The organism is Paracidovorax sp. (assembly GCF_057642795.1).
On sequence record NZ_JBXYZY010000001.1, the window covers coordinates 111275 to 137030 of the forward strand.

24 protein-coding genes are annotated in these 25756 nt (G+C 68.9%); 14 read left to right on the top strand and 10 right to left on the bottom strand.

The annotated features are described in order from the left end of the window. The first annotated feature begins 144 nt into the window (after positions 1-144). The 4 genes from xseB to AC3A84_RS00525 all read left to right on the top strand — a co-directional run bounded on the left by xseB (position 145) and on the right by AC3A84_RS00525 (position 4744). The gene (gene xseB / locus AC3A84_RS00510; RefSeq protein WP_092937226.1) at positions 145-390 is read left to right on the top strand and encodes an exodeoxyribonuclease VII small subunit; all 246 of its coding nucleotides are present in this window, start codon (positions 145-147) and stop codon (positions 388-390) included. Positions 391-392: 2 nt separating this feature from the next. Continuing rightward, on the top strand, positions 393-1325 hold the full coding sequence (locus AC3A84_RS00515; RefSeq protein WP_487968214.1) for a polyprenyl synthetase family protein: 933 nt from the start codon (positions 393-395) through the stop codon (positions 1323-1325). A 113-nt stretch (positions 1326-1438) separates the two neighbouring features. Then, positions 1439-3316, top strand: coding sequence for a 1-deoxy-D-xylulose-5-phosphate synthase (gene dxs / locus AC3A84_RS00520; protein WP_487967810.1), 1878 nt, complete (start codon positions 1439-1441; stop codon positions 3314-3316). 348 nt (positions 3317-3664) lie between these two features. Further along, entirely contained in the window at positions 3665-4744 is a 1080-nt protein-coding gene (locus AC3A84_RS00525; RefSeq protein WP_487967811.1) for a TRAP transporter substrate-binding protein, read from the top strand. 109 nt (positions 4745-4853) lie between these two features. Here the strand turns inward: AC3A84_RS00525 and AC3A84_RS00530 are convergent, their stop codons facing one another. The 4 genes from AC3A84_RS00530 to AC3A84_RS00545 all read right to left on the bottom strand — a co-directional run bounded on the left by AC3A84_RS00530 (position 4854) and on the right by AC3A84_RS00545 (position 8858). Further along, positions 4854-5390, bottom strand: coding sequence for a hypothetical protein (locus tag AC3A84_RS00530; RefSeq protein WP_487967812.1), 537 nt, complete (start codon positions 5388-5390; stop codon positions 4854-4856). Further along, complete coding sequence (locus tag AC3A84_RS00535; protein ID WP_487967813.1) at positions 5387-6928, bottom strand: TRAP transporter large permease; 1542 nt, start codon at positions 6926-6928, stop codon at positions 5387-5389. The genes AC3A84_RS00530 and AC3A84_RS00535 overlap by 4 nt, the downstream gene beginning before the upstream one ends. Positions 6929-6982: 54 nt before the next feature. After that, positions 6983-7522, bottom strand: a complete 540-nt coding sequence (locus tag AC3A84_RS00540) for a TRAP transporter small permease subunit (protein WP_487967814.1) — start codon at positions 7520-7522, stop codon at positions 6983-6985. Positions 7523-7703: 181 nt separating this feature from the next. Beyond that, entirely contained in the window at positions 7704-8858 is a 1155-nt protein-coding gene (locus tag AC3A84_RS00545) for a substrate-binding domain-containing protein (RefSeq protein WP_487967815.1), read from the bottom strand. A gap of 52 nt (positions 8859-8910) precedes the next feature. Between AC3A84_RS00545 and AC3A84_RS00550 the strand changes: the two genes are divergently transcribed. The 3 genes from AC3A84_RS00550 to AC3A84_RS00560 are packed head-to-tail and all read left to right on the top strand — an operon-like array spanning position 8911 to position 11218. After that, positions 8911-9648, top strand: a complete 738-nt coding sequence (locus AC3A84_RS00550) for an ABC transporter permease (RefSeq protein WP_487967816.1) — start codon at positions 8911-8913, stop codon at positions 9646-9648. After that, entirely contained in the window at positions 9645-10382 is a 738-nt protein-coding gene (locus AC3A84_RS00555) for an ABC transporter ATP-binding protein (RefSeq protein ID WP_487967817.1), read from the top strand. Before AC3A84_RS00550 ends, AC3A84_RS00555 begins: the two co-directional genes overlap by 4 nt. After that, positions 10379-11218, top strand: coding sequence for an ABC transporter substrate-binding protein (locus tag AC3A84_RS00560; RefSeq protein ID WP_487967818.1), 840 nt, complete (start codon positions 10379-10381; stop codon positions 11216-11218). The genes AC3A84_RS00555 and AC3A84_RS00560 overlap by 4 nt, the downstream gene beginning before the upstream one ends. 115 nt (positions 11219-11333) lie before the next feature. On the opposite strand, the gene nirD is transcribed toward AC3A84_RS00560, so the two are convergent. The 5 genes from nirD to modA all read right to left on the bottom strand — a co-directional run bounded on the left by nirD (position 11334) and on the right by modA (position 17213). Further along, positions 11334-11675 (bottom strand): nitrite reductase small subunit NirD, encoded by a 342-nt coding sequence (gene nirD, locus AC3A84_RS00565; protein ID WP_487967819.1) that lies wholly within the window; start codon positions 11673-11675, stop codon positions 11334-11336. Positions 11676-11719: 44 nt separating this feature from the next. Continuing rightward, a complete protein-coding gene (gene nirB / locus AC3A84_RS00570) occupies positions 11720-14251 on the bottom strand; it encodes a nitrite reductase large subunit NirB (RefSeq protein WP_487967820.1) in 2532 nt (843 codons plus the stop codon). 376 nt (positions 14252-14627) lie between these two features. After that, positions 14628-15734, bottom strand: coding sequence for a molybdenum ABC transporter ATP-binding protein (gene modC / locus AC3A84_RS00575; RefSeq protein ID WP_487967821.1), 1107 nt, complete (start codon positions 15732-15734; stop codon positions 14628-14630). Then, positions 15731-16408 (bottom strand): molybdate ABC transporter permease subunit, encoded by a 678-nt coding sequence (modB, locus tag AC3A84_RS00580; RefSeq protein WP_487967822.1) that lies wholly within the window; start codon positions 16406-16408, stop codon positions 15731-15733. The genes modC and modB overlap by 4 nt, the downstream gene beginning before the upstream one ends. 4 nt (positions 16409-16412) lie before the next feature. Next, the gene (gene modA / locus AC3A84_RS00585) at positions 16413-17213 is read right to left on the bottom strand and encodes a molybdate ABC transporter substrate-binding protein (RefSeq protein WP_487967823.1); all 801 of its coding nucleotides are present in this window, start codon (positions 17211-17213) and stop codon (positions 16413-16415) included. A gap of 88 nt (positions 17214-17301) precedes the next feature. Here modA and AC3A84_RS00590 point away from each other — a divergent pair, with 88 nt between their 5' ends. The 7 genes from AC3A84_RS00590 to AC3A84_RS00620 all read left to right on the top strand — a co-directional run bounded on the left by AC3A84_RS00590 (position 17302) and on the right by AC3A84_RS00620 (position 24401). Further along, positions 17302-18114, top strand: a complete 813-nt coding sequence (locus AC3A84_RS00590; protein WP_487967824.1) for a TOBE domain-containing protein — start codon at positions 17302-17304, stop codon at positions 18112-18114. 137 nt (positions 18115-18251) lie between these two features. Then, the gene (locus tag AC3A84_RS00595) at positions 18252-19022 is read left to right on the top strand and encodes an ABC transporter ATP-binding protein (protein ID WP_092937204.1); all 771 of its coding nucleotides are present in this window, start codon (positions 18252-18254) and stop codon (positions 19020-19022) included. Next, the gene (locus AC3A84_RS00600) at positions 19022-19735 is read left to right on the top strand and encodes an ABC transporter ATP-binding protein (RefSeq protein WP_487967825.1); all 714 of its coding nucleotides are present in this window, start codon (positions 19022-19024) and stop codon (positions 19733-19735) included. The genes AC3A84_RS00595 and AC3A84_RS00600 overlap by 1 nt, the downstream gene beginning before the upstream one ends. A 67-nt stretch (positions 19736-19802) precedes the next feature. After that, positions 19803-21014 carry an ABC transporter substrate-binding protein gene (locus AC3A84_RS00605; protein ID WP_487967826.1) on the top strand — a complete coding sequence of 404 codons (1212 nt, stop codon included), beginning with the start codon at positions 19803-19805 and terminating at the stop codon, positions 21012-21014. 108 nt (positions 21015-21122) lie between these two features. Next, positions 21123-22361 carry an ABC transporter substrate-binding protein gene (locus AC3A84_RS00610; RefSeq protein WP_487967827.1) on the top strand — a complete coding sequence of 413 codons (1239 nt, stop codon included), beginning with the start codon at positions 21123-21125 and terminating at the stop codon, positions 22359-22361. An 89-nt stretch (positions 22362-22450) separates the two neighbouring features. After that, positions 22451-23335 carry a branched-chain amino acid ABC transporter permease gene (locus AC3A84_RS00615; protein ID WP_487967828.1) on the top strand — a complete coding sequence of 295 codons (885 nt, stop codon included), beginning with the start codon at positions 22451-22453 and terminating at the stop codon, positions 23333-23335. Positions 23336-23390: 55 nt separating this feature from the next. Beyond that, entirely contained in the window at positions 23391-24401 is a 1011-nt protein-coding gene (locus tag AC3A84_RS00620) for a branched-chain amino acid ABC transporter permease (protein WP_487967829.1), read from the top strand. Between the two features lie 159 nt (positions 24402-24560). Here the strand turns inward: AC3A84_RS00620 and AC3A84_RS00625 are convergent, their stop codons facing one another. Further along, the gene (locus AC3A84_RS00625) at positions 24561-25736 is read right to left on the bottom strand and encodes a lipocalin-like domain-containing protein (RefSeq protein WP_487967830.1); all 1176 of its coding nucleotides are present in this window, start codon (positions 25734-25736) and stop codon (positions 24561-24563) included. Positions 25737-25756 lie beyond the last annotated feature (20 nt).

A 25756-nucleotide genomic window follows, 5' to 3' on the forward strand; every position in this document is an offset into this window, starting at 1 on the left:
TTCCGGCCCTGCGGTGCGTGTATTGCGGCCTGCGAACCCGCCCGCCAGGCGCGCCGCCCCAGGGGGCGCATGGCTCGGCTGGCGCAGGCTCAAGCCCTAGAATCAGTGGTTTTGACCGCGCGCTCCCTCCGCCGCACTCCACCCATGCCCAAGGCCGCCGCCGCTTCCGCCAAGACCCCCTCTGATCCCGTCAGCTACGAAGCCGCTCTGGAAGAGCTGGAGCAGCTCGTGGGCCGCATCGAATCGGGCCAGTTGCCGCTCGACCAGATGCTGGCGGGCTACCAGCGTGGGGCGGCGTTGCTCGAATTCTGCCGGGGCCGCCTGCAGGCCGTGCAGGACCAGATCAAGGTGCTGGACGAAGGCACGCTGCAGACATGGACGCAGGAATGACGATGGCCCACGCCACGCCCGGGGCGCAGCCGCCGGCCGTTCCCGCTGCCGCTTTCGATCTGAACGGCTGGAGCCGCGAACAGCTCGGGCGCGTCGAAGAGGCCCTGTCGCGCTGGGTGAGCGCCGAGGCGCCTGCGGGGCTGGGCGAATCCATGCGCTACGCCGTGCTGGACGGCGGCAAGCGCCTGCGCCCGCTGCTGGTGCTCGCCGCGAGCGACGCGGTGGGCGGCCAGCCCGAGGCCGCTCTGCGTGCCGCCTGCGCCATCGAACTCATCCACGCCTATTCGCTGGTGCATGACGACATGCCCTGCATGGACAACGATGTGCTGCGCCGGGGCAAGCCCACCGTGCACGTGCAGTTCGGCGAAGCCCAGGCGCTGCTGGCCGGCGACGCGCTGCAGGCGCTGGCCTTCGAGCTGCTCACGCCCGAGGGTGATGAGGTGCCGCCCGCCGTGCAGGCGCAACTGTGCCGCCTGCTGGCCCGCGCTGCGGGCTACGAAGGCATGGCTGGCGGCCAGGCCATCGACCTGGCCAGCGTCGGCGTGGATCTGGACGAGTCCCGGCTGCGCCGCATGCACCGCCTGAAGACCGGCGCGCTGCTGCAGGCCAGCGTGGCCATGGGCGCCGCCTGCGCTAGCGCTCCTGCCCCCGTGCTGCAGGCGCTCATGCGCTACGGTGCGGCACTGGGGCTGGCCTTCCAGGTGGTGGACGACATCCTCGACGTGACGGCCGACTCCGCCACGCTGGGCAAGACGGCCGGTAAGGACGCGGCGAGCGACAAGCCCACTTACGTCTCGTTGATGGGCCTGGAGCGCGCCCGCGCCCACGCCGCCGAGCTGCTGGCCGAAGCGCGCAGCGCGCTGCAAGATAGCGGCCTGCCCGATACCCGTGCGCTGACGGCGCTCGCCGACATGGTGGTCCACCGCTCGCACTGACGGGCCGCGTGCGCTGCGGGTCTTGAACCCTCGGAGCCGGTCCTGCGAATTTGAATCGAATCGGCTGCCAGCGCAGGCAATTTCTGCACTGATAGCTATAGAAAAAGTAGCATATGTCCACGAATTCCTATCCCCTGCTGCAGACGGTGAACGACCCCGCGGACCTGCGCCGCCTGTCGCGTGCAGAGCTCAAGGACTTGGCGGCCGAGCTGCGCGAGTTCGTGCTGCACAGCGTTTCGCAGACCGGCGGGCACCTCAGCTCCAACCTGGGCACGGTGGAGCTCACCATCGCACTGCACGCGGTGTTCGACACGCCGCGCGACCGTCTGGTGTGGGACGTGGGCCATCAGACCTATCCGCACAAGATCCTCACCGGCCGACGCGACCGCATGGGCACGCTGCGCCAGATGGGCGGCCTCTCGGGCTTTCCCCAGCGCGCCGAAAGCGAATACGACACCTTCGGCACCGCGCATTCCAGCACCAGCATCTCGGCCGCGCTCGGTATGGCGCTGGCCGCCCGCCAGCGCGGCGAGGACCGCCGCGCGATCGCCATCATCGGCGACGGCGCCATGACGGCCGGCATGGCCTTCGAAGCGCTCAACAACGCGGGGGTGGCCGACGCCAACCTGCTGGTGGTGCTCAACGACAACGACATGAGCATCAGCCCGCCGGTGGGCGCGCTCAACCGCTATCTGGCCCAGCTCATGAGCGGGCAGTTCTACGCCAAGGCCCGCGACGTGGGCAAGACCGTGCTGAAGAACGCGCCGCCGTTGCTGGAGCTGGCCAAGCGCCTGGAGCAGCAGGCCAAGGGCATGGTCGTGCCGGCCACGCTGTTCGAGAAGTTCGGCTTCAACTACATCGGCCCCATCGACGGACACGACCTCGACTCGCTCATCCCCACGCTGGAGAACATCAAGGGCCTGAAGGGCCCGCAGTTCCTGCACGTGGTCACCAAGAAGGGCCAGGGCTACAAGCTGGCCGAGGCCGACCCCGTGGCCTACCACGGCCCCGGCAAGTTCGACCCGAGCGTGGGCATCGTCAAGCCCGCCACGCCGCCCAAGCAGACTTTCACGCACGTGTTCGGCCAGTGGCTGTGCGACATGGCCGAGCGCGACGAGCGCCTGGTGGGCATCACGCCCGCGATGCGCGAAGGCTCCGGCATGGTGGAGTTCGAGCGGCGCTTTCCCGGCCGCTACTACGACGTGGGCATCGCCGAGCAGCATGCCGTCACCTTCGCCGCCGGCATGGCCTGCGAGGGCGTCAAGCCCGTGGTCGCCATCTATTCCACCTTCCTGCAGCGCGGCTACGACCAGCTCATCCACGATGTGGCGCTGCAGAACCTGCCGGTGGTCTTCGCGCTCGACCGCGCGGGCCTGGTCGGCGCCGACGGCGCCACGCATGCGGGCGCCTATGACATTCCCTTCGTGCGCTGCATCCCCAACATGAGCATGGCCTGCCCGGCCGATGAGCGCGAATGCCGCCAGCTGCTCACCACCGCCTTCGAGCAGGACCACCCCGTCGCCGTGCGCTACCCGCGCGGCAGCGGCGCAGGCGTGGCGCCGCTCGCCAGCCTGGAGGGCCTGCCCTTCGGCAAGGGCGAGGTGCGCCGCACGGCCGGCGGCAGCGCGCCGCGCCGCATCGCCATCCTGGCCTTCGGCACGCTGCTCTATACCGCGCTGCAGGCAGGCGATGCGCTGGACGCCACGGTGGCCAACATGCGCTGGGCCAAGCCGCTGGACACGGCCTTGCTGCAGGCACTGGCCGCCAGCCACGATGCGCTGGTGACGGTGGAAGAGGGCGCCGTCATGGGCGGTGCCGGCAGCGCCGTGGGCGAGGCGCTGGCCGCTGCCGGCATTGCGCTGCCGCTGCTGCACCTGGGGCTGCCCGACGTGTTCATCGAGCATGGCGACCCGGCCCGCCTGCTGGCCCTGCAGGGGCTGGACGCGGCGGGCATCGAAGCCTCCATTCGCGCGCGCTTCCTGGCCGGCTGACCGCACGGCCGGCGCGGCCACTACCAGCGCCGGCTTTGGCTTGTTCGCTTGCGGCGCCGCTGCGCCGCACGGCATCGTTCCTGCCCGCATCCCGCGTGCGTCTTGGCGCGCTCCGGCTTCGACGGTGGACGTGTGCATGTGTGCATGGGCGCGTGCAGGTCTGCATTCCCAAGGCTTGCAAAAGCCTGAACCCCAGCGCCTCGTGGGCCGCCGTCGCGGGAAAACCCCCAACGGGCCGTGCAAGGGCGCTTCCTACAATCGTTTCCGGCTGATACGGCCAACGGGTTCGCAGCGCACACCATGCGCTCGCCGCGCCCGGGTTTCGCACAATCACATCGGAGATCATCCATGGACCGTCGTTCCATCCTCAAGCACGCTGGCGTTGCCGGCGTGCTCGCCGCCGGGGCCGCCCCCGCCGTGCATGCGCAGGCCACCATCCGCTGGCGCCTGGCATCGAGCTTTCCCAAGTCGCTGGACACCATCTACGGCACGGCCGAAGTGTTCTCCAAGAAGGTGAGCGAAGCCACGGGTGGCAAGTTCCAGATCTCCGTGCATGCGGGCGGCGAACTGATGCCCGCCTTCGGCGTGGTGGACGGCGTGCAAAGCGCCTCGGTGGAGATGGCACACACGGCGCCCTATTACTTCTACGGCAAGGACCCGACCTTCTGCCTGGGCTGCGCCGTGCCCTTCGGTCTCAATGCCCGGCAGATGAACGCATGGATGTACGAAGGCAACGGCCTGAAGCTCATGCGCGAGTTCTACGCCAAGTACAACATCATCAACTTCCCCGGCGGCAACACGGGCGCGCAGATGGGCGGCTGGTTCCGCAAGGAGATCAAGTCCGTCGCCGACCTGAAGGGCCTGAAGTTCCGCACCAACCCCTTTGCGGGCAAGGTGCTGGAACCCTTCGGCGTGATCCCGCAGTCCATCCCCGGTGCCGACCTGTACCCCGCGCTGGAAAAGGGCACCATCGACGCGCTGGAGTGGGTCGGTCCCTACGATGACCAGAAGCTGGGCTTCAACAAGGTCGCGCCGTTCTACTACTACCCCGGCTGGTGGGAAGGCGGCCCGCAGCTGGACTTCTACATCAACACCAAGGCCTGGGAAGGCCTGCCGGCCGAATACAAGGCCGTGGTGGAAGCCGCAGCCTCGCACGCCCACGTCACGATGCTCGCCAAGTACGACGCGCGCAATCCCGTGGCCATCAAGCAGCTCGTGGGTTCCGGCACCAAGCTGCGGCCCTTCACGCAGGACGTGATGAACGCCGCGTTCAAGTCGGCCCAGCAGATCTATGCCGACCTGAACAACAGCAACCCGGAGTGGAAGAAGATCTACACCGACTACGCGAAATTCCTGGCCGACGAGAATGCCTGGTTCCGCTTCACCGAAGGCACCTTCGACCGCTTCATGCAGGCGCAGAAGCTGTAAGAACCGGGCCAGGGGCTGAAGGCGCCTTTACGGCGCCCCTCGGCTTCCATCGGCCGCAACAGAAAACCCCGCCAAGGCGGGGTTTTTTCATGGGCGGCGCCGTTTCGCTTCAGCCCTCAGCGGGCGGCGGGACAGGCTGGGCCATGCCCTGGCGGATCACGGCCTGGCCGAAGGCCACCAGCAGCGCCGGGTCGGCTGCATGCACCCAGGTGATGCCCCCCCCGCGCCGACGCACCAGCATGCGCGGCGCCACGATGGCCTGCAGCCAGGGCCAGTGCACGATCTTGAAGGTGGCCACGTCCTCGACACGCACACGCTTGTCCCAGAGCCAGGTCTGCACCACCGCATCGCCGCAAAAGCGGGTGCGGCTGAACACCATCCACCAGCCCACCCAGCCGATGAGCACGGCCGCGAGCGCGAAGGTGGACAGGGCGGTGAAATTCCATTCGGCCGCGCGCAGCGCCGGCAGCGACCAGAGCGCGAAGGCCGCGAGGCCGGCGACGATCAGCACCGCGAGGGCGCGCACCAGCGGCGGAAAGGCGGCGCTTTCGATGTCGGCGGCGGCTCTCCCGACGTCATCGCTGCGCCCATCCCCCGGGCTGCCCGAGCCATCCGCGCTCGCGGACGTGGCGGCCGGGACGGTCATTGCGCGCTGCTGGCTGCCGCGCCCTGGGGCTCGGGCGCTACGGCCGGGGCCTCGGCATCAGGGGCAGGCGCGTTGCCGAAGGGGTTTTCCATGTCCACCGGGTTGTCCTGGGGCTGCTGCATGTCGGCCGGCATTTCCAGCTTCACCTTGTCCAGGTCCACCACTACTTCCTTGTCGAGGAAGACGGTCACGGTCTGCGGGAAGAAGATCACGATGGCCACCAGGATCACCTGCATCACCACCCAGGGGATGGAGCCCATGTAGATGTCGCTGGACTTGACGGGCCGGTCGATGCGCTTTTCCTTGAACAGGGTGTCCGAGATGCCGCGCAGGTAGAAGAGCGCAAAGCCGAAGGGCGGGTGCATGAAGCTGGTCTGCATGTTCACGCACAGCAGCACGCCGAACCACACCAGGTCGATACCCAGCTTGTGCGCCACGGGGCCCAGCAGGGGCAGGATGATGAAGGCGATCTCGAAGAAGTCGAGGAAGAACGCCAGGAAGAAGATAAACACGTTCACCACGATCAGGAAGCCGATCTGGCCGCCCGGCAAGTCGCTGAGCATGTGCTCGATCCAGATGGCGCCATCGACGCCCTGGAACACCAGCGAGAAGACGCGCGAGCCGATCAGGATGAAGACCACCATGGCAGTCAGGCGCATGGTGCCGTCCATGGCTTCCTTGATCAGCTGCCAGGTCAGCCGCTTGTGGATGGCTGCGAGGATCAGCGAGCCCACGGCGCCCATGGCGCCGGCTTCGGTGGGTGTGGCGATGGCGTGGTCCATGAAGGGCAGGCCGCCCATGGAGCCCAGCACCGCGAAGATCAGGATGGCCGAGGGAATGATGCCGCGCAGGCACTTGCCCCACAGCGCCCAGCCGTGCAGCGTGCGCGCGGTGCGCGGCAGGCCGGGCACGTATTCGGGTCGGAAGCGGCCCAGGATGAACGTATAGATCGCGAAGATCAGCACCTGCAGGATGGCCGGCCCCCAGGCGCCCTTGTACATGTCGCCGACGGAGCGGCCGAGCTGGTCGGCCATGACGATCAGCACCAGCGAGGGCGGCACCAGCTGCGTGATGGTGCCCGAGGCGGCCAGCACGCCCGTGGCGTAGCGCATGTTGTAGCCGTAGCGCATCATCACCGGCAGCGAGATCATGGCCATGGCGATCACCTGGCCGGCCACGGTGCCGGTGATGGCACCGAGAATGAAGCCCACGATGATGACCGAGTAGCCGAGGCCACCGCGCACCGGGCCGAAAAGCTGGCCCATGGAGTCGAGCATGTCCTCGGCCAGGCCGCACTTTTCCAGCACCGCGCCCATCAGCGTGAAGAACGGAATGGCCAGCAGCAGGTCGTTCGACAGGATGCCGAACATGTTGATGGGCAGGTTGGCCATGAAGTTGGCCGGAAACCAGCCCATCTCGATGGCGAAGAAGCCGCTGAACAGGCCCAGCGCCGCGAGCGAGAACGCCACGGGGAAGCCGATCAGCATGATCGCGATAAGGCCCGCGAACATGATCGGGGCGAAGTTTTCCATGTGCATGCTAGGTGTTCCTTGCGCTGAGGAATCGGGTGGGCGTCGTCGTGCGGGCCGCGTTCACTGCAGCGGCTTTTCGTAGTGGGTGTTCATCGTCAGGTGCCCCGTCAGCACCGCCACGCGCTTGATGATTTCCGCCACGCCCTGCAGGAACATGGCGCCGAAGCCCAGCGGCAGCAGCAGCCCGGCGGGCCAGCGGATCAGGCCGCCGATGTTGCCGGACATCTCCTGCGTGACGTACATGTTCCAGAAGAAGGGCACGGTCAGCCAGGTCAGCAGGCCCATCACCGGCAGCAGGAAAAAGAGCAGGCCGAACAGGTCGATGAGCACCTGGCCGCGCGCCTTGAGCCGGCCGTAGATGATGTCCACGCGCACGTGCTCGTTGAGCTTGAGCACTAACGGCGCGCCCAGCATCACGGTGGTGCCGAAGAGATACCACTGGATCTCCAGCCACGCGTTGGAGCTCATGTCGAGGCCGTAGCGCACCAGCGCATTGCCTGCGGAAATAAGGGCGGCGGCCAGCACCGCCCAACCGGCGACCTTGCTGAGCTTGGTGGAAATCCAGTCCATGCCCATGGCCAGCCTGAGGAGTCCTGACATGGCTTGTCTCCTGTCTCGTAATCAGAGTGAACGCAGAGTGATCGGGCCCGCTTGAGGGCCCGTGAATCGGGGTCGGGCGATTACAGCGCATCCTAGGCCCGGCCGCTGAGAAAAGGCTGACGCGCAGGGTTGGGGTTTTCCTTGAAGCGCGGGCCCGTTCAGGGGCTGTGGCAGGACCCGATCACTCGCCCGTGGCCGTCGGGCTCCGGCGCCGGCGTGCTGCCGGAAAGCTCCACCAGGGCAGCACGCGGCTCATGGCCAGTACCTCGCCGCAGCGCATGGGTGCGTAGCCGGGCATGGCTGCCATGCGTTGCTGCCAGGCGGCGGTCTGCAGCAGCTCGCGCAGCGCGCGCGTCGCGGGCTGTTCCAGAGAGGACTTGAGGCAGGCCAGGTGGTAGCGTTCGTGCGCCAGCGGCACGAAGTCCAGCCCACGCGCTCGGGCGGCCAGCTCGATGCCCATGCCCACGTCGGCTGCGCCCGAGGCAATCGCCTGCGCCAGCGCGCCGTGCGAGGGTTCGACATGCAACTCGCCGTCCGGGCCGCCGGCGCCAATGTCGCCCGGCTGCAGGCCGGCCTGGGCCAGCAGGTCACCCAGCAGCACACGGGTGCCCGAGCCCAGTGGCCGGTGGATGAAGCGCGCGCCGGTGCGCGCCACGTCGGCCAGCGACTGCAGTCCCAGCGGATTGCCCTGCGCCACGATCAGGCCCTGCGTGCGCCGCGCGAAGCCGATGATCTTGTGCAGGCCCGGCTGCAGCAGCGGCTGATAGGTCTGCGCGGCGAGCGAATCCGGCGCCGGCTGCTCCAGCGTGTGAAAGCCGGCGATGGTGCAGCGGCCTTCGTTCAGCGCGCGGATCGCGTCCACGCTGCCGGTGAAGCGGATGTCCAGGTGCAGCGCCCCGGCGGCCGCGCCGGCCGCGTTCGATGCTGCATGGGCGCGCAGTACCGACAGCGCATCGTCGTGGCTGGCGTAAAGCGTCAGCACGTGGCTGTGATCGTCGAAGGCGACGGCGAAGGCGCGCTCCAGGTCGGCGCGCAGCGCCTCGATCTGCGGCGCCAGGCGCGCCTGGGCCTGGCGCTCGGCCCACAGCAGCTTGGTGCCGAAGTCGCTGAGCTGCGCCGATTGCCCCTTGCCCCACACGATGAGCTCGCCGCCCAGCTCATCTTCCCAGCGCTTGAGAGCGCCCCAGACATGCCGGTAAGAAAGGTCCAGCGAGCGTGCTGCTGCCGAGATGGAGCCTTGCTGCGCGACGGCCTGCAGGGTGTCGAGCAGGGGGTTGCGGATGAGTGCGTCGCCCGCGTCGCGGCTGAGCGTGTAGTGGAGCTGGACCCTATGCACGGAATTTCATATCGCTGGACATTGCAGAGCTTCATACGATAGCCCACAACCCATGTCCACCATCACCCAAAGCGCGACCACTGCGCTCGACCTCCTCACGTCCCTCGATCCCGCGCTGTGGACAATTGTCGGCCGCTCCTTGTCCGTCAGCGCCACCGCCTGCGTGCTGGCCTGCGGCATCGGTTTGGTGCTGGGCGCATGGCTGGGCGTGGCGCGCTTTGCAGGGCGCGGCGCGGTGCTCGCGGTGCTCAACACGCTGCTGGCCGTGCCGTCGGTGGTGGTGGGCCTGGGCGTCTATCTGCTGCTCTCGCGCAGCGGACCGCTGGGCGCATGGGGCTGGCTTTTTTCCTTCAAGGCCATGGTGCTGGCGCAGGCCCTGCTGGTGCTGCCCGTGGTCACCGCGCTCACCCGCCAGGTGGTCGATGATGCAGACCGCGCCCACGGCGAGCAGCTGCAGTCGCTGGGCGCCGGGCCGCTGCTGCGCAGCCTGCTGCTGGCCTGGGACGAGCGCTATGCGCTGCTCACCGTGCTGCTCGCTGCGTTCGGTCGCGCCATTTCCGAAGTGGGTGCGGTGATGATCGTGGGCGGCAATATCGACGGCTTCACCCGGGTGATGACGACGGCGATCGCGTTGGAGACCAGCAAGGGCGACCTGCCCCTGGCCCTGGCGCTGGGCCTGGTGCTGCTGGCCGTGGTGCTGGCGCTGAACGTGGGCATCGCCGGGCTGCGCCGCTGGCGCGAGCGCACCGATGGCGCCGCCGTCGCCGGTGCGGCGGCCGTGGCTGCATGAGCGCCGTGCCGGGCGCAGCGGCGGTGCCGCTCTATGACCTGAAGGGCGTGGGGCTGCGCCACGGCAGGGTGCAGGCGCTGGCCGGCATCGACCTGCGTGTGTGGCCGGGTGAGCGGCTGGCCCTGGTCGGTGCCAACGGCAGCGGCAAGAGCAGCTTGCTGCGTGTGCTGCACGGCCTGGTGCGCCCCACTTCAGGGCAGTTGCTTTGCGATGCCGGCTGCCGCCAGGCCATGCTGTTCCAGCGCCCCTTCATGCTGCGCGCCAGCGCGCTGCACAACGTGGCGCTGGGGCTGTGGCTTGGTGGCAACCCCTGGGCCGAGGCGCGCGACCTGGCGCTGCAGGCCCTCGGCCGCGTGGGCCTGGCCGATGCCGCCGCGCAGAGCGCGCGTACGCTCTCGGGCGGCCAGCAGCAACGCCTCGCGCTGGCGCGCGCCTGGGCCCGCCGGCCCGACCTGCTGTTGCTGGACGAGCCCACGGCCAGCCTGGACCCGCACGCCAAGCGCGAGGTGGAGGCGCTGATGGCCGAGTTCGCCTCAGGCAGCGCCTGTGCTGGTGCGGCGCAGCCGGTCACCATGGTGTTCAGCAGCCACAACCTGGGGCAGGTCAAGCGCCTGGCCAGCCGCGTGGTGTACCTGGAACACGGCCGCATCATGGCGGACCTGCCGGTGCACGCGTTCTTCCACGGGCCGCTGCCGGAAGCGGCCCGTCTGTTCGTCAAAGGAGAGATGGTATGAAGCGTCGGAACGATTTCAAGGGCTTTGGGCCACTGGCCCGCTGGGGTAAAGCGCTGGCTGCTATGTTTTTGGTAGCGTCCGTGGGTGTGGCGTCGGCGCAGTCGATCACCATGGCCTCCACCACGTCCACCGAGCAGTCGGGGCTTTTCAGCCATCTGCTGCCGGCCTTCAAGCAGGCCAGCGGCCTGGACGTGAAAGTGGTCGCCGTGGGCACGGGGCAGGCGCTGGACATGGCGCGCCGGGGCGACGCCGACGTGCTCTTCGTCCACGACCCGGCGGCGGAGGAGAAGTTCGTCGCCGACGGCTGGGCGGTCAAGCGTTACCCAGTCATGTACAACGACTTCGTGCTGATCGGCCCGCTCGCGGACCCCGCCGGCACGCGCGGCCAGGATATCGTCGCCGCGCTGGGCAAGATCGCTGCGGCCAACGCCGAGTTCATCTCGCGCGGCGATAAGAGCGGCACGCATGCGGCCGAGCTGCGCTACTGGAAGCTCGCGATGGGCGAGGGCAGCAAGGGCCGCGGCTACAAGGAATGCGGCTGCGGCATGGGGCCGGCGCTGAACATCGCCGCCTCCAGTGGCGCCTATGTGCTGGCCGACCGCGGCACCTGGCTGAACTTCAAGAACCGCGCGGGGCTCGCGGTGCTGGTCCAGGGCGATCGCCGGCTTTTCAACCAGTACGGCGTGATGGTAGTGAACCCGGCGCGGTATCCGCATGTGAAGGCGGCCGATGCGCAGAAGTTCGTGGATTGGGTGGTTTCACCTGCCGGGCAGGCTTCGATTGCCGCTTACAAGGTGGGAAACGAGCAGCTGTTCTTCCCGAACGCCCAGCCTTGAGCACGATGCGGCGCATGCCACCGCCGCCATGACCTGCCAGGCCCGGCTCCCAGTGTGCCGCCTCGGTGGCGGCGGGGGCCGTCTTGTGCGGCCCATGGACGATGTCCGCCGCGCGCTAGTGGGAAAGCGCCACGCACACCCGGCCCTGCTGCACACGCACCGCATGGGCCTGCACGGAGTTTTGCGGCGCCTCCAGGCATTCGCCCGTGCGCAGGTCGAAGTGGTTCTTGTAGAGCGGCGAGGCCACCACGACGCGATCGCCCAGGCTGCCGATGAGCCCGCGCGAGAGCACGCTGGCGCCGGATTGCGGATCGACGTTGTCGATGGCGTGGAACTGGTCGGGGCCGACGCGGAAGATGGCGACGTGGCGGCCTTGCACCAGCGCGCAGACGCCGGTGCCGGGCACGATGTCGTCTGCGGCGCAGACGTCGGTGAGTTGCAGGGTCTCGGTGTTCATGGGGCGGTTTCTGATGTCGGGGTCCAAGGGCGGGCGGCGCGCCGTCAGGCCGGGGCGCCTTCGGCGGCCGTTGCAGGCGCGCGTTCCTCGCTGCGGGCCGGTCGGATCTGGCCTCGCTCGTTCACGAAGACGATGCGTTCGTCGGGCTGGTCGCTGTTGACGAAGGTGCGGAAGCGCTGGCGCACGGCCGGGTCGGTCACGGCGGTCTTCCATTCGCATTGGTAGGTGTCCACCACGTGCTGCATCTGCGCTTCCAGCTCGGCGTTCAGGCCCAGCGTGTCGTTCAGCAGCACGCCCTTGAGGTAGTCCAGCCCGCCTTCGAGGTTGTCGCGCCAGGTGCTGGTGCGCTGCAGGCGGTCGGCCGTGCGCACGTAGAACATCAGGAAGCGATCCACCAGCCGCACCAGCTCTTCCTTCGACAGATCCGAAGCCAGCAGCTCCGCGTGCCGCGGCTTCATGCCGCCGTTGCCGCAGACGTAGAGGTTCCAGCCCTTCTCGGTGGCGATGATGCCCACGTCCTTGCCCTGCGCTTCGGCGCATTCGCGGGTGCAGCCCGAGACGCCGAACTTGATCTTGTGCGGCGCACGCAGCCCCTTGTAGCGGTTCTCCAGTTCCACGGCCAGGCCCACGCTGTCGCCCACGCCGTAGCGGCACCAGGTCGATCCCACGCAGCTCTTCACCGTGCGCAGCGACTTGCCGTAGGCGTGGCCCGATTCGAAGCCGGCGGCGATCAGCTCTTCCCAGATCAGTGGGAGCTGTTCCACGCGGGCGCCGAACAGGTCGATGCGCTGGCCGCCCGTGACCTTGGTGTAGAGGCCGTATTTCTTGGCCACCTGTCCCACGGCGATCAGCCCGTCGGGCGTGACCTCGCCACCGGCCATGCGCGGCACGACCGAATAGGTGCCGTCCTTCTGGATGTTGCCGAGGAAATAGTCGTTGCTGTCCTGCAGGCTCGCCAACTGGGGCTTGAGCACGAATTCGTTCCAGCACGAGGCGAAGATGCTCGCCGCCACCGGCTTGCACACGTCGCAGCCCAGGCCCTTGCCGTGCCGGGCGAGCAGGTCTTCGAAGGTCTTGATCTCGCCCACCCGGATCAGGTGGAAGAGTTCCTGGCGCGAATACGGGAAGTGCTCGCAGAGGTGGTTGTTCACCGCCATGCCACGCTTGGCCATCTCGGCCTTCATCACCTGGGTGACCAGCGGCACGCAGCCGCCGCAGGTGGCGCCCGCCTTGGTGCACGACTTCATCTCCGCGATGGTGCAGGCGCCTTCGCCCACGGCGGCGCAGATCTGCCCCTTGCTGACGTTGTTGCACGAGCAGATCTGAGCGCTGTCGGGCAGAGCCTCCACGCCCAGGCCGGGCTTGGCCTTGCCGTCGCTCGAGGGCAGGATCAGGAATTCCGGCTCTTCAGGCAGGTCGATGCCGTTGAGCGCCATCTGGAGCAGCGTTCCGTATTCGTCGGCATTGCCCACCAGCACGGCGCCCAGCAGCTTTTTGCCGTCGTCGCTCACCACGATCTTCTTGTAGATCTGCTTGCGCTCGTCGATGAACTGGTAGCTGCGGCAGTGGGGCGTCTTGCCCTGCGCGTCGCCGATGCTGGCCACGTCCACGCCCATCAGCTTGAGCTTGGTGCTCATGTCGGCACCCGCGAACGCCGCGCCGGCCTGGCCGGCGATGTGGCGCGCCGCTACGCGGGCCATGTCGTAGCCGGGGGCGACCAGGCCGAAGAGCTGCTCGTTCCACGAGGCGCATTCGCCGATGGCATAGACGCTGCGGTCGCTCGCGCGGCAGTGCTCGTCCACCGCCACGCCGCCGCGCGGCCCCAGGGCCAGAGCGCACTGGCGCGCCAGCTCGTCGCGCGGGCGGATGCCGGCGGAGAACACGATCATGTCGGTCTCCAGATGCGTGCCGTCGGCGAAGACCATGCGGTGCCGTGCCGTGGCCCCGTCGGTGATCTCCACCGTGTTGCGGCTGGTGTGGACCTGAACGCCCAGCGCCTCGATCTTGCTGCGCAGCACGCGGCCACCGCCTTCGTCCACCTGCACCGCCATGAGGCGCGGCGCGAACTCGACCACGTGCGTCTCCAGGCCCAGGTCGCGCAGCGCCTTGGCGCATTCCAGGCCCAGCAGGCCGCCGCCCACCACTACGCCGGTCTTTGAATGCGCGCCGCTGGCCTTCATGCCCTCCAGATCCTCGATGGTGCGGTAGACGAAGCAGTGCGGCCGGTCGCGGCCGGGCACCTGCGGCACGAAGGGCACCGAGCCCGTCGCCAGCACCAGCTTGTCGTAGTGCAGCACTTCGCCGTCCATCGTGGTCACGGTGTTGTTGCGGCGTTCGATGGAGGCCGCCCGCGCCGCCAGCCGCAGCGTGAAGCCGCTGCGCTCGAAGAAGCCGGGTTCCACCACCGACAGCTCCTCGGCCGTCTTGCCCGCGAAGAATTCCGAGAGGTGGACCCGGTCGTAGGCCGGGCGCGGTTCCTCGCACAGCACGGTCACCTCGGCGGCGACCTGCAGTTGCTCCAGCTCTTCCAGAAACTTGTGGCCGACCATGCCGTGGCCTACAACGATGATTTTCATGGGGTCTTTCCTGCATTTCCGGTGCGGGCCGGGGCTCTGGCAGGCGGCGGGCACTCTTGGCTGAAACAAGGCGCGTCGCACGACAGGAGCCCCCGCGCGAACGCGGATGAAGTCGGTTGGGAACGGCCGATGCAGGCCGCCGCCCCTCACAGAAGGGGCCGCTCTGGCATGCATCGGGTTCCGCCGTCGTTGGCGGAGGCTGTGAAAAACCGCAGCGGCACTGCCACGGGCTTCAGGCTGGGTCGCAGCAGGATTCGTGCCCGGCCTCAATTCGCCTGGGGGCCGCCGCTATCGGGGCGGGGCGGAGCGTTTTGCACCAGTCTGGGGTGCCGCGCCGGCCCGATTCGGGGCGGGGGCACCGCCGTGCTGCGTTGACTCAGTCCAGCACGGCCACGCCCTTGACCTGTGCCAGCAGCGCCTGCCCCACCGCCAGCCCCAGGTGGTGGGCCGAGCGCTGTGTGATGCGCGCCAGCAGCGGCGTGCCGGCGGCCTCCAGGGCCACCATGACCTGGCCCGGGCCGTCGGGCTGCAGGGCGGTGATGCGCACGGCCACCGCGTTCAGGATGCTGCTGCCCTGTGGCGCCGAAAGAGCCAGGCTCACGTCCCGGGCCTGCACGCGCAGACGGATCGGCTGGCCCGGCGCCCGGGCGCGGGCCGAGGCGAAGTGCAGGCGCCCTCCCGCGAAAGCCATGGTGGTGAGATGGTCGTGCCCATCGTGCGATTCCACGGTGCCGGCCACCACCGTGGCGGCGCCGTCGCCGTGGGCGAGCGGCAGATCCAGCCGCGCCAGCAACTCGGCGGTGGGGCCGGCGGCCTCGACCCGGCCTTCACGCAGCAGCACCAGGTGCGCAGCCAGCCGGGCCACCTCGTCCTGCGCATGGCTCACATAGATGACGGGAATGTCCAGCCCGCGCTGCAGGCCTTCCAGATAGGGCATGACCTCGGCCTTGCGCGCGGCATCCAGCGCGGCGAGCGGCTCGTCCATGAACAGCACGGCGGGGCTGGCCGCCAGGGCGCGGGCGATGGCCACGCGCTGGCGCTCGCCGCCCGAGAGCGTGGCGGGGTCGCGCGCCATCAGGCCGGCCAGGCCCAGCAGTTCCACCGCCTGCTCCAGCGCCACGCGCCGCCGCGCGGCGGGCAGGCGGCGCAGGCCGTATTCGATGTTGCCGCGCACGCTCAGGTGCGCGAACAGGCTGGATTCCTGGAACACATAGCCCAGGCCGCGCCGGTGTGTAGGCAGCCACAGGCGGCGGGCATCGTCCTGCCAGGGCTGGCCGTTCACCACGACACGGCCCCGGGCCCGCTCCAGCCCGGCCATGGCGCGCAGGCAGCTGGTCTTGCCGCAACCTGAGGGGCCGAAGAGCGCCGTGATGCCGCGCCCGGGCAGCGCCAGGTCCACATCCAGCGTGAAGGCGGCGCGCTCCAGCCGCAGCTGCGCCTCGATGGCGTCGGCCGGTCGCTGCTGCGGCGGCTCGTGCGTCATGGCGCGCGGCGCTCCGGCTGCCACCACTGCAACGCCAGCAGCACGATGAACGAGAACGCCACCATGCCGCCCGCGAGCCAGTGGGCCTGCGTGTACTGCAGCGCTTCGACGTGGTCGTAGATCTGCACCGACACCACCCGCGTCACGCCCGGAATGTTGCCGCCCAGCATCAGCACCACGCCGAACTCGCCCACGGTGTGGGCGAAGCTCAGGATACCGGCGGTGATGAAGCCCGGCCGCGCGAGCGGCAGCACCACGCTGAAGAAACGGTCGATGGGCCCCGCGCCCAGCGTGGCGGCCACCTCCAGCGGGCGCGCGCCCAGTGATTCGAAGGCGCGCTGCAGCGGCTGCACCGCGAAGGGCAGCGAATAGGCCACCGAACCCACCAGCAGGCCCCAGAAGGTGAAGGGCAGGGTGCCCAGGCCCAGCCACTGGGTGAAGGCGCCCACCGCACCCTGCGGGCCCATCAGCATCAGCAGGTAAAAGCCCAGTACGGTGGGTGGCAGCACCAGCGGCAGTGCCACCACGGCAGCCACGGGGCCGCGCCAGCGCGAGCGTGTGTGCGCCAGCCACCAGGCCAGTGGCGTGCAGAGCACCAGCAGGATGGCCGTGGCCAGTCCCGCCAGCCGCAGCGTGAGGCCGATGGCCGCGAAGTCGTCCGCCGACAGGGGCATGCTGTCAGAACTCGTAGCCGTAGCCGCGGATCACGGCGCGGGCCGCATCGCTGCGCAGGTACTGCAGTAGCGCCCGGGCGGCGGCGCTGTCCTTGCCGGCGGCCAGCAGCACCGCGTCCTGGCGGATGGGCTCGTGGAACTGAGGTGGCACCCGCCAGGCGGAGCCACGCGCGACGCGTCCGTCTTCCATGACCTGCGAGAGCGCCACGAAGCCCAGCTGCGCGTTGCCGCTGGCCACGAACTGGTAGGTCTGCGCGATGTTCTCGCCCATCACCAGCCGGGGCTGCACGCGCGCCGCCACGCCCAGCTTGTCCAGCGTCTGCTGCGCGGCCAGGCCATAGGGCGCCAGCCTGGGGTTGGCCATGGCCAGATAGGCGAAGTCGCCCGTGCGCAGCACCTGGCCTTGGGTGTCCACATAGCCGGGCCGGGCGCTCCAGAGCACCAGCTGGCCCACCGCGTAGGTGAAGCGAGATCCCGGCACGATCCGGCCTTCGCTTTCCAGCCGTGCGGGCGTGGCGTCGTCTGCAGCCAGCAGCAGCTGGAAGGGCGCGCCGTGGATGATCTGCGCGTAGAACTTGCCGGTAGCGCCTGACGACAGCACCGCCTTGTGGCCCGTGGCCTGCTCAAAGGCGGTGGCGATCTTCTGCATGGGTGCGATGAAGTTGGACGCCACGGCAACGGAGACCTCGTCGGCATGCGCCGCTGCGATGCCGCCCAGGGCCAGGACGATGCTGGCCAGCAGGCGGCGCAGGCCGCGTGATGGCGGGACGGTTGGCGTGCGCAGGGGCGTGCGGCAGCTGTGCATGGCGGGCGGCTCTCGCTATTCCATGGGTGAATAGCGAAAGTATAGCCAGCAGGCCTTTTCGTCCCGGCGGGGCGGCATGATGGCGCCCATGCAAGAACCCGCACCACCGCTGGCCTATTCCGAGGCGCTGGGCCATGGCCTGGCCGACCGGCGCATCGCCATCCTGCGCCACATCGGAGAAGGCGGCTCCATCTCCCAGGCTGCGCGCGCCGTGGGCATCAGCTACAAGGCCGCGTGGCAGGCGCTGGACACGCTCACCAACCTGGCCGGCGTACCCCTGGTGCAGCGCCTGGTGGGTGGAGCGGGCGGCGGCGGCGCGCGCCTGACCGAGGCGGGCCGCCATCTGCTCGCCGCGGCGCGCACGCTGGAGGCGGCCCGCAGCGCGGCCCTGGCCCGCATCGACCCGGCGGCCGGCGCGCAGGCGCTGGGCGGCCTGGCGGTACGCACCAGCATGCGCAACCAGTGGCCCTGCATCGTGCAGGCGCTGCAGGCGCATGGCCCGCTGGTGCTGGTGCAACTGCAGGGCGATGCGGCGGCGGCGCAGGCCTTGTCCGTGCGCGCACGCATCACTCGCGAAAGCGCCGAACTGCTGGGCCTGGCGCCGGGCCTGCCGGTGCAGGCGCTGTGCAAGGCCACGGCGGTGCGTGCTGTGGCGCTGAGGCGTGGGCAAGTGCCGCCGCCCGCCAATGCCTGGGCCGGGCGCGTCACCCGCGTGTCGCGCGGGGCGGCGGGCGACGAGATCTCGGCGCAGCTCGATGCCGGCGTGCAGATGGTGGGGTTCGCTGCGGCGGCGAGCGGCCTGCGCAGCCGGGCACGGGTGCTGCTTTCGGTGGACGAGTCGGCCGTGGTGCTGGCCGTGGCGCCCGGCGGCAGGGTTGGCGAGCATAGCGTTTCTACATAGGCATTAGCACATAGGCATTAGCCCCAGGTGCCCGGCCTGCGGGCGCGACTTAGGATGCGCTGCAACATTCCTGCAGTGCCTCCTGCCCGCCCTGGGCTGCACGGCTTGCAGCCCACCACGGAGCGGTCATCAGCGCAATGAGCGACGTCATCCTCGAAACCCACAGCCTGACCAAGCAGTTCAAGGGCTTCACTGCGGTCAGCGATGTCAACCTCGCCGTGCGGCGCGGGTCCATCCACGCGCTCATCGGCCCCAATGGTGCCGGCAAGACCACCTGCTTCAACCTGCTGACCAAGTTCCTGGAGCCCAGCTCGGGCACCATCCGGTTCAACGGGCACGACATCACCCGGGAGGCGCCGGCGCAGATCGCGCGGCGCGGGGTCATCCGCTCGTTCCAGATTTCGGCCGTGTTCCCGCACCTCACGCTGCTGGAGAACGTGCGCCTGGGCCTGCAGCGCCGGCTGGGCACCTCGTTCCACTTCTGGCGCAGCGCGGCCAGCCTGCGCCAGCTCGACGGCCGCGCGATGGAGCTGCTGGCCGAAGTCGGCCTGGAAGACCTGGCCCACGAGATGACCGTGAACCTGCCCTACGGCCGCAAGCGCGCGCTGGAGATCGCCACCACGCTGGCCATGGAGCCCGAACTGATGCTGCTGGACGAACCCACCCAGGGCATGGGCCATGAAGACGTGGACCGCGTCACCCAGCTCATCAAGAAGGTCTCGGCCGGCCGCACCATCCTCATGGTGGAGCACAACATGAAGGTGATCTCCACCATTGCCGACCGCATCACCGTGCTGCAGCGCGGCGCCGTCTTGGCCGAAGGCCCCTACGAGGAGGTCTCGAACAACCCGCAGGTGATGGAGGCCTACATGGGCACCACCGACGGCCAACTGCAGGGAGCGCATTGATGGCTGGCGTTCCCGCACTCGAAATCAGCGGTCTGCAGGCCTGGTACGGCGAATCGCATGTGCTGCATGGCGTGGACATGGTCGTGCAGCCGGGCGAGGTGGTCACTCTGCTGGGCCGCAATGGCGCGGGCCGCACCTCCACCATGCGCGCCGTGATGGGCCTGACGGGCGCGCGCAAGGGCTCGGTGAAGATCAACGGCACCGAGACCATCGCCATGGCCACGCACCGCATCGCCCACCTGGGCGTGGGCTATTGCCCGGAAGAGCGGGGCATCTTCTCCAGCCTCTCGTGCGAAGAGAACCTGCTGCTGCCCCCGGTGCTCAAGACCGGCACGCCCGGCATGCCCATCGACGAGATCTACGCCATGTTCCCCAACCTGGCCGAGCGCCGCCACAGCCAGGGCACGCGGCTGTCGGGCGGCGAGCAGCAGATGCTGGCCGTGGCGCGCATCCTGCGCACGGGCGCCAAGCTGCTGCTGCTCGACGAAATCTCCGAAGGCCTCGCGCCCGTGATCGTGCAGGCCCTGGCCCGCATGATCGTCATGCTGCGCCAGAAGGGCTACACGGTGGTGATGGTGGAGCAGAACTTCCGCTTCGCCGCGCCCCTGGCCGACCGCTTCTACGTCATGGAGCACGGGCGCATCGCGCTGCAGTTCGGCGCCGCCGAGCTGCAGGAGCGCATGCCGGTGCTGGGCGAGCTGCTCGGCGTCTGAGGTCACAGCCGTCCATCGCTCCGCCCCCGGACACAACGCATTTCCATCACATCAAGGAGACGACCCCATGCAAAAGAACCGACTCACCCGGCTGGCGACGGTGCTGGGCGCCCTGGGCCTGGCCGCAGCGGCCACCGCGCCGGCGCACGCGCAGGACAACAAGGTCAAGATCGGCTTCATCACCGACATGTCCAGCCTCTACGCGGACGTGGAGGGCAAGAACGGCGCGACCGCCATCCAGATGGCGATCGACGACTTCGGCGGCAAGGTGCTGGGCATGCCCATCGAGCTGCTGACGGCCGACCACCAGAACAAGGCCGACATCGCCGCCAGCAAGGCGCGCGAATGGATCGACACGCAGAGCCTGACCATGCTCTTCGGCGGCACCAATTCGGGCACAGCCCTGGCCATGGCCAAGGTGGCGCAGGAGAAGAAGCGCGTCTTCATGGTCAACGGCGCGGGCACCTCGGCGCTGACCAACGAGCAATGCACCCCCTACACCGTGCACTACGCCTACGACACCGTGGCGCTGGCCAAGGGCACGGGTGGCGCGGTGGTGCAGCAGGGCGGCAAGGACTGGTTCTTCCTCACGGCCGACTACGCCTTCGGCGCGGCGCTGGAAGCCGACACGGCCAAGGTGGTCAAGGAAAAGGGCGGCCGCGTGCTGGGCAACGTAAAGCACCCGATCAACGCATCCGACTTTTCCTCGTTCCTGCTGCAGGCGCAGAACTCCAAGGCGCAGATCCTGGGCCTGGCGAATGCGGGTGGCGACACCATCAACGCGATCAAGGCCGCCAAGGAATTCGGCATCAACAAGAGCATGAAGATCGCCGGCCTGCTGGTGTTCCTTACCGACATCCACAGCCTGGGCCTGAAGAACACCGAAGGCCTGCTGCTGACCACCAGCTGGGACTGGAACCTGGACGACAAGACGCGCGACTTCGGCCGCAAGTTCTTCGCCAAGACCAAGCGCATGCCCACCGACATCCAGGCCGCCGACTACTCGGCCACCATGAACTACCTGAAAGCCGTGCAGGCGGCCAACAGCACCGATGCCGACAAGGTGATGGAAAAGCTCAAGTCCACACCCATCGACGACTTCTACGCCAAGGGCGTGATCCGCCCCGACGGCCGTTTCGCCCACGACATGTATCTGATGCAGGTGAAGTCGCAGGCCGAATCCAAGGCGCCGTGGGACTACTACAAGGTCATGGCCAAGCTGCCCGCCGACCAGGTCTGGACGACCAAGGCCGACAGCAAGTGCCCGCTCTGGAAGTGATGCCACCCCATCGCTGACCGATCGACGCAGGGGCGGGGGAGAGCCGGGCGCGCAAGACCCGGCCGGCCCCCGCAGATGCGAAAAACCAACCTACAGGAGACGACGGACATGAAGCACGACACGATCGACACCACCCGCCCCGCGGCGGCCTTCCCCCGCGCCCGGCTCGCCCTGGCGCTGGCCCTGGGCCTGGCCGCATCCGCCGGCGCGCAGGCGCAGGCGCCGGACAAGGTCAAGATCGGCTTCATCACCGACATGTCCAGCCTCTACGCCGACGTGGAAGGCAAGAACGGCGCGGTCGCCATCCAGATGGCCATCGACGACTTCGGTGGCAAGGTGCTGGGCATGCCCATCGAACTGATGACGGCCGACCACCAGAACAAGGCCGACATCGCCGCCAGCAAGGCGCGCGAGTGGATCGACACGCAGGGCCTGAGCATGGTCTTCGGCGGCACCAACTCGGGCACCGCGCTCGCCATGGCCAAGGTGGCGCAGGAGAAGAAGCGCGTCTTCATCAACAACGGCGCCGCCACCTCGGCCCTGACCAACGAGCAGTGCAGCCCCTACACCGTGCATTACGCCTACGACACCATGGCGCTGGCCAAGGGCACGGGCGCGGCGGTGGTGGATGCGGGCGGCAAGAGCTGGTTCTTCCTCACGGCCGACTACGCCTTCGGCCACGCGCTGGAGTCCGACACCTCCCGGGTCGTCAAGGAAAAGGGCGGCACGGTGCTGGGCTCGGTGCGCCATCCGCTCAACGCGTCGGACTTCTCCTCCTTCCTCTTGCAGGCGCAGAACTCCAAGGCCCAGGTGCTGGGCCTGGCGAACGCCGGCGGCGACACCATCAACTCCATCAAGGCGGCCAAGGAATTCGGCATCGGCAAGACGATGAAGCTCGCCGGCCTGCTGATCTTCTTCAGCGACATCCACAGCCTGGGCCTGAAGACCACCGAGGGCCTGCAGTTCACCACCAGCTGGTACTGGGACCTGAACGACGAGACGCGCAAGTTCGCCGACCGGTTCATGGAAAAGACCAAGCGCCGCCCCACCGAGATCCAGGCGGCCGACTATTCCGCCACCATGAACTACCTCAAGGCCGTCGAAGCCGCCAAGACGCTCGATGCCGACAAGGTCATGGAAACCTGGCGCGGCATGAAGATGAACGACTTCTTCGGCTCCGGCACGCTGCGCGCCGACGGCCGCTACGTGCACGACATGTACCTCATGCAGGTCAAGTCGCCCGCCGAATCCAAGGGCACCTGGGACTACTACAAGCTCGTGAAGAAACTGCCCGGCGATCAGGTGTTCGCGACCAAGGCCGAGAGCAAGTGCGCGCTGTGGCAGTGATGCACGCGCCCCGGCACCGCAGCCGCTGACCCGGTCGAACGTCCCACGCCACCAACACCACCCCTCATCCACCCTTCGCGCCCCCATCCATGGAACTCTTCGGTGTCTCACTGCCGGCCCTGCTGAGCCAGCTCCTGCTGGGGCTGGTCAACGGCTCGTTCTACGCCATCCTCAGCCTGGGGCTGGCGGTGATCTTCGGCCTGCTCAACGTGATCAACTTCGCGCACGGCGCGCTGTTCATGCTGGGCGCGCTGCTCACCTGGATGGGGCTGACCTACCTGGGCCTGAACTACTGGGTGATGCTGGTGGTGGCGCCCCTGGTGGTGGGGCTGGTGGGGGTGGTGATCGAGCGGCTGCTGCTGCGCTGGATCTACAAGCTCGACCACCTCTACGGCCTGCTGCTCACGCTCGGGCTCACGCTGCTGATCGAGGGGGTGTTCCGCTCCATCTACGGCGTCTCCGGGCTGGGCTACGACACGCCCGAGCTGCTGGAAGGCGCCACCAACCTCGGCTTCATGATCCTGCCCAACTACCGCGCCTGGGTGGTGGTGGCCTCGGTCGTCGTGTGCCTGGGCACCTGGTTCGTCATCGAGAAGACCAAGCTCGGCGCCTACCTGCGCGCCGGCACCGAGAACCCGCGCCTGGTCGAAGCCTTCGGCATCAACGTGCCGGTGATGATCACGCTCACCTACGCCTTCGGCGCGGCGCTCGCCGCCTTCGCGGGCGTGCTGGCCGCGCCGGTCTACCAGGTCACGCCGCTCATGGGGCAGAACCTCATCATCGTGGTGTTCGCGGTGGTGGTGATCGGCGGCATGGGCTCCATCATGGGCTCCATCCTCACCGGCCTGGGCCTGGGCGTGATCGAGGGCTTCACCAAGGTGTTCTACCCCGAGGCTTCTTCCACCGTGGTCTTCGTCATCATGGTCATCGTGCTGCTCATCCGACCCGCGGGCCTCTTCGGCAAAGAGAAATGAACGACGACAACAAGAACAAAGCAGGGCAGACGACGAAGACACCCGAGGCCACCGCATGAACCAAAAGAACCTCACCGCCATCGGCTACGGCCTGCTGCTTGCAGGGCTCGTCGCCGCGCCGTTCCTGGGCGCCTATCCGGTCTTCGTGATGAAGCTGATGTGCTTCGCGCTCTTCGCCTCGGCCTTCAACCTGCTGCTGGGCTACACGGGCATGCTCTCGTTCGGGCACGCGGCCTTCCTGGGCGGCGCAGCCTACGTCACCGGCCATGTGGTCAAGGCCTGGGGCGCTACGCCTGAGCTGGGCCTGCTGGCCGGCACGCTGGCCGGCGCGCTGCTGGGGCTGGTCATGGGCTTCTTCGCCATCCGCCGCCAGGGCATCTACTCCACCATGATCACGCTGGCCCTGGCGCAGATGCTGTTCTTCGCCTGCCTGCAGGCACCGTTCACGGGCGGCGAAGACGGCCTGCAGGGCGTGCCGCGCGGCAAGCTCTTCGGCGTGATCGACCTCTCCAGCGACCTGGCCATGTACTACGTGGCGCTGGTGGTGGTCGTGGCGGCCTTCCTGGTCATCGTGCGCACCATCCATTCGCCCTTCGGCCAGGTGCTCAAGGGCATCAAGGAAAACGAGCCGCGCGCCATCTCGCTGGGCTACGACACCAACCGCTTCAAGCTGCTGGCCTTCGTCATCTCGGCCGCCATCGCCGGGCTGGCCGGCGCGCTCAAGACGCTGGTGCTGGGCTTCGCCACGCTGTCCGACGTGCACTGGTCATCGTCGGGCCACGTCGTGCTGATGACGCTGGTGGGGGGCCTGGGCACGCTCAGCGGCCCGCTGGTGGGCTCGGCCGTGGTCGTGCTGCTGGAAAACAAGATCGGCGAGCTGGGCGGCCTGCTGGCTTCCATCACCGGCGTGGACTGGTTCAACACCCTGGGCGAGTCGGTCACCATCGTCACCGGCCTGATCTTCGTGGTCTGCGTGCTGGCCTTCCGGCGCGGCATCATGGGCGAGATCCTGGCCTGGCTGGAGCGGCGCCGGGCGGGCCGCGAGGGTGCGGCCGGGCCGCATTGAAGCCGCGGGAGGGGCTGGCCTGCGGCACTTTCAGGTCAAATCACCCCGCAGCCCTTGCCCAGTAAGCGCATTAAGCTATCAAAAGAATAGCGGTCGGCTGGGCGGCGGATCGCGTCGCCGATGGAGCGAGAGGGCAGGGCCGGCCATGGCCGCCCTCCATCACCCCAGCCGCAGCCGCTGCGCGTAGCCCGTCATCTCCAGATAGCCCCGGCCCACCGCGTTGCCGGCCGCATCGCGCAGCTCGCTCAGGCCTTCCCAATAGACGGCGCCCGTGGAACTGCTGCTGTCCAGCTCCTGGTCGTCCAGCAGCGCCCGCACCGTGAAGCGGCCGGCGGGCGTTTCCACTTGCCATTCGACCGGGTAGCGCGCCCCGGTGGCGCCGCTCTGCCAGACCCGCTGCGGGGTGAAGCGCACCTCATCGGCGCCGAAGATGCGCGGCGCCGCATCCGCCCCTGCACGCCAGGAGCCACCCGCCCACAGCGCGCTGCCATCGGCGCGCCGCAGCCGGAAGGCCGTGAGCGCCGCGCCGCTGTCCAGGTTCATGCCGATCCAGTCCCAGCCCACGGCCTCGGGGTGCATCAGCGCCTCGCTCCACTCATGGTCCAGCCAGGCGCGGCGGCTCTGCGGCGGGCCGTCGGTGGCGACGGGCAGGCGCTGGCCCTCCAGCGTGATGTGCCCGCTCACCGCCAGCTGCGGCTGGCTGTAGTAGTAGCTCGCCTGCGCCGCATCGGGCCCCTTGCGCGAGAGGCCCGCGCTGCCCTGCAGCAGCACGGGCTGCGTGGTGTCGAAACGCAGGTCCAGCGCGAAGCGGGCGGCCTGCACGCGGGCCGTGTAGCGGCTGCTGCCGGGCGTGGGGCCGTCCTCGCGCAACAGCTGCCAGTCGCGCAGGCGCACGTCGGTGTCGGCCTCGGCCGCCTCGGCGATGCCGAAGCCCGCACGGGCGATGCGCTGGTCGTGGTGCAGCCTGCGGCCCTGCAGATCGGTCAGCGCCGCATGGGCGAAGACCAGCTGCCGCGCCGCGAAGGCCGACTGCAGCCGCTGCGTGGCCTCCACCCGCGAGCGGAAGAACGTCACCTGGAAGCCGAAGGCCCGCCCGCCCGCCAGCGCGTGGCCGGTGATGTACCACCACTCGGTGCGCAGATCGGGGTGGCTGCCGTGGTCGCGCGGAAAGCGCAGCGCGCGCGGCGCCAGCGCCTGAGCCGCGCCGGCCGGCCACAGCGCCAGCAGCAGGGCCGATCCCAGCGTGGCGCCCGCGCCCTGCAGCAGCCACTGGCGGCGGCTGGCAAGGGGCGGCGCGTCGCCGCCAGAGGGCGGGGGCGGGGTGTCGTGGCGCATCGCGGCCTTATTGGCGTGCC

Coding starts and splice junctions, on each gene's coding strand:
- nirD (WP_487967819.1), bottom strand. CDS start 11,675: ATGAACACCGAGACCCTGCAACTCACCGACGTCTGCGCCGCAGACGAC.
- modB (WP_487967822.1), bottom strand. CDS start 16,408: ATGCCCCTGTCGGCGGACGACTTCGCGGCCATCGGCCTCACGCTGCGG.
- xseB (WP_092937226.1), top strand. CDS start 145: ATGCCCAAGGCCGCCGCCGCTTCCGCCAAGACCCCCTCTGATCCCGTC.
- AC3A84_RS00600 (WP_487967825.1), top strand. CDS start 19,022: ATGGCTGGCGTTCCCGCACTCGAAATCAGCGGTCTGCAGGCCTGGTAC.
- AC3A84_RS00625 (WP_487967830.1), bottom strand. CDS start 25,736: ATGCGCCACGACACCCCGCCCCCGCCCTCTGGCGGCGACGCGCCGCCC.
- AC3A84_RS00535 (WP_487967813.1), bottom strand. CDS start 6,928: ATGCACATGGAAAACTTCGCCCCGATCATGTTCGCGGGCCTTATCGCG.
- AC3A84_RS00610 (WP_487967827.1), top strand. CDS start 21,123: ATGAAGCACGACACGATCGACACCACCCGCCCCGCGGCGGCCTTCCCC.
- AC3A84_RS00620 (WP_487967829.1), top strand. CDS start 23,391: ATGAACCAAAAGAACCTCACCGCCATCGGCTACGGCCTGCTGCTTGCA.
- AC3A84_RS00560 (WP_487967818.1), top strand. CDS start 10,379: ATGAAGCGTCGGAACGATTTCAAGGGCTTTGGGCCACTGGCCCGCTGG.
- modC (WP_487967821.1), bottom strand. CDS start 15,734: ATGACGCACGAGCCGCCGCAGCAGCGACCGGCCGACGCCATCGAGGCG.
- AC3A84_RS00590 (WP_487967824.1), top strand. CDS start 17,302: ATGCAAGAACCCGCACCACCGCTGGCCTATTCCGAGGCGCTGGGCCAT.
- AC3A84_RS00540 (WP_487967814.1), bottom strand. CDS start 7,522: ATGTCAGGACTCCTCAGGCTGGCCATGGGCATGGACTGGATTTCCACC.
- AC3A84_RS00615 (WP_487967828.1), top strand. CDS start 22,451: ATGGAACTCTTCGGTGTCTCACTGCCGGCCCTGCTGAGCCAGCTCCTG.
- AC3A84_RS00550 (WP_487967816.1), top strand. CDS start 8,911: ATGTCCACCATCACCCAAAGCGCGACCACTGCGCTCGACCTCCTCACG.
- AC3A84_RS00530 (WP_487967812.1), bottom strand. CDS start 5,390: ATGACCGTCCCGGCCGCCACGTCCGCGAGCGCGGATGGCTCGGGCAGC.
- AC3A84_RS00555 (WP_487967817.1), top strand. CDS start 9,645: ATGAGCGCCGTGCCGGGCGCAGCGGCGGTGCCGCTCTATGACCTGAAG.
- dxs (WP_487967810.1), top strand. CDS start 1,439: ATGTCCACGAATTCCTATCCCCTGCTGCAGACGGTGAACGACCCCGCG.
- AC3A84_RS00525 (WP_487967811.1), top strand. CDS start 3,665: ATGGACCGTCGTTCCATCCTCAAGCACGCTGGCGTTGCCGGCGTGCTC.
- AC3A84_RS00515 (WP_487968214.1), top strand. CDS start 393: ATGGCCCACGCCACGCCCGGGGCGCAGCCGCCGGCCGTTCCCGCTGCC.
- AC3A84_RS00605 (WP_487967826.1), top strand. CDS start 19,803: ATGCAAAAGAACCGACTCACCCGGCTGGCGACGGTGCTGGGCGCCCTG.
- modA (WP_487967823.1), bottom strand. CDS start 17,213: ATGCACAGCTGCCGCACGCCCCTGCGCACGCCAACCGTCCCGCCATCA.
- AC3A84_RS00595 (WP_092937204.1), top strand. CDS start 18,252: ATGAGCGACGTCATCCTCGAAACCCACAGCCTGACCAAGCAGTTCAAG.
- nirB (WP_487967820.1), bottom strand. CDS start 14,251: ATGAAAATCATCGTTGTAGGCCACGGCATGGTCGGCCACAAGTTTCTG.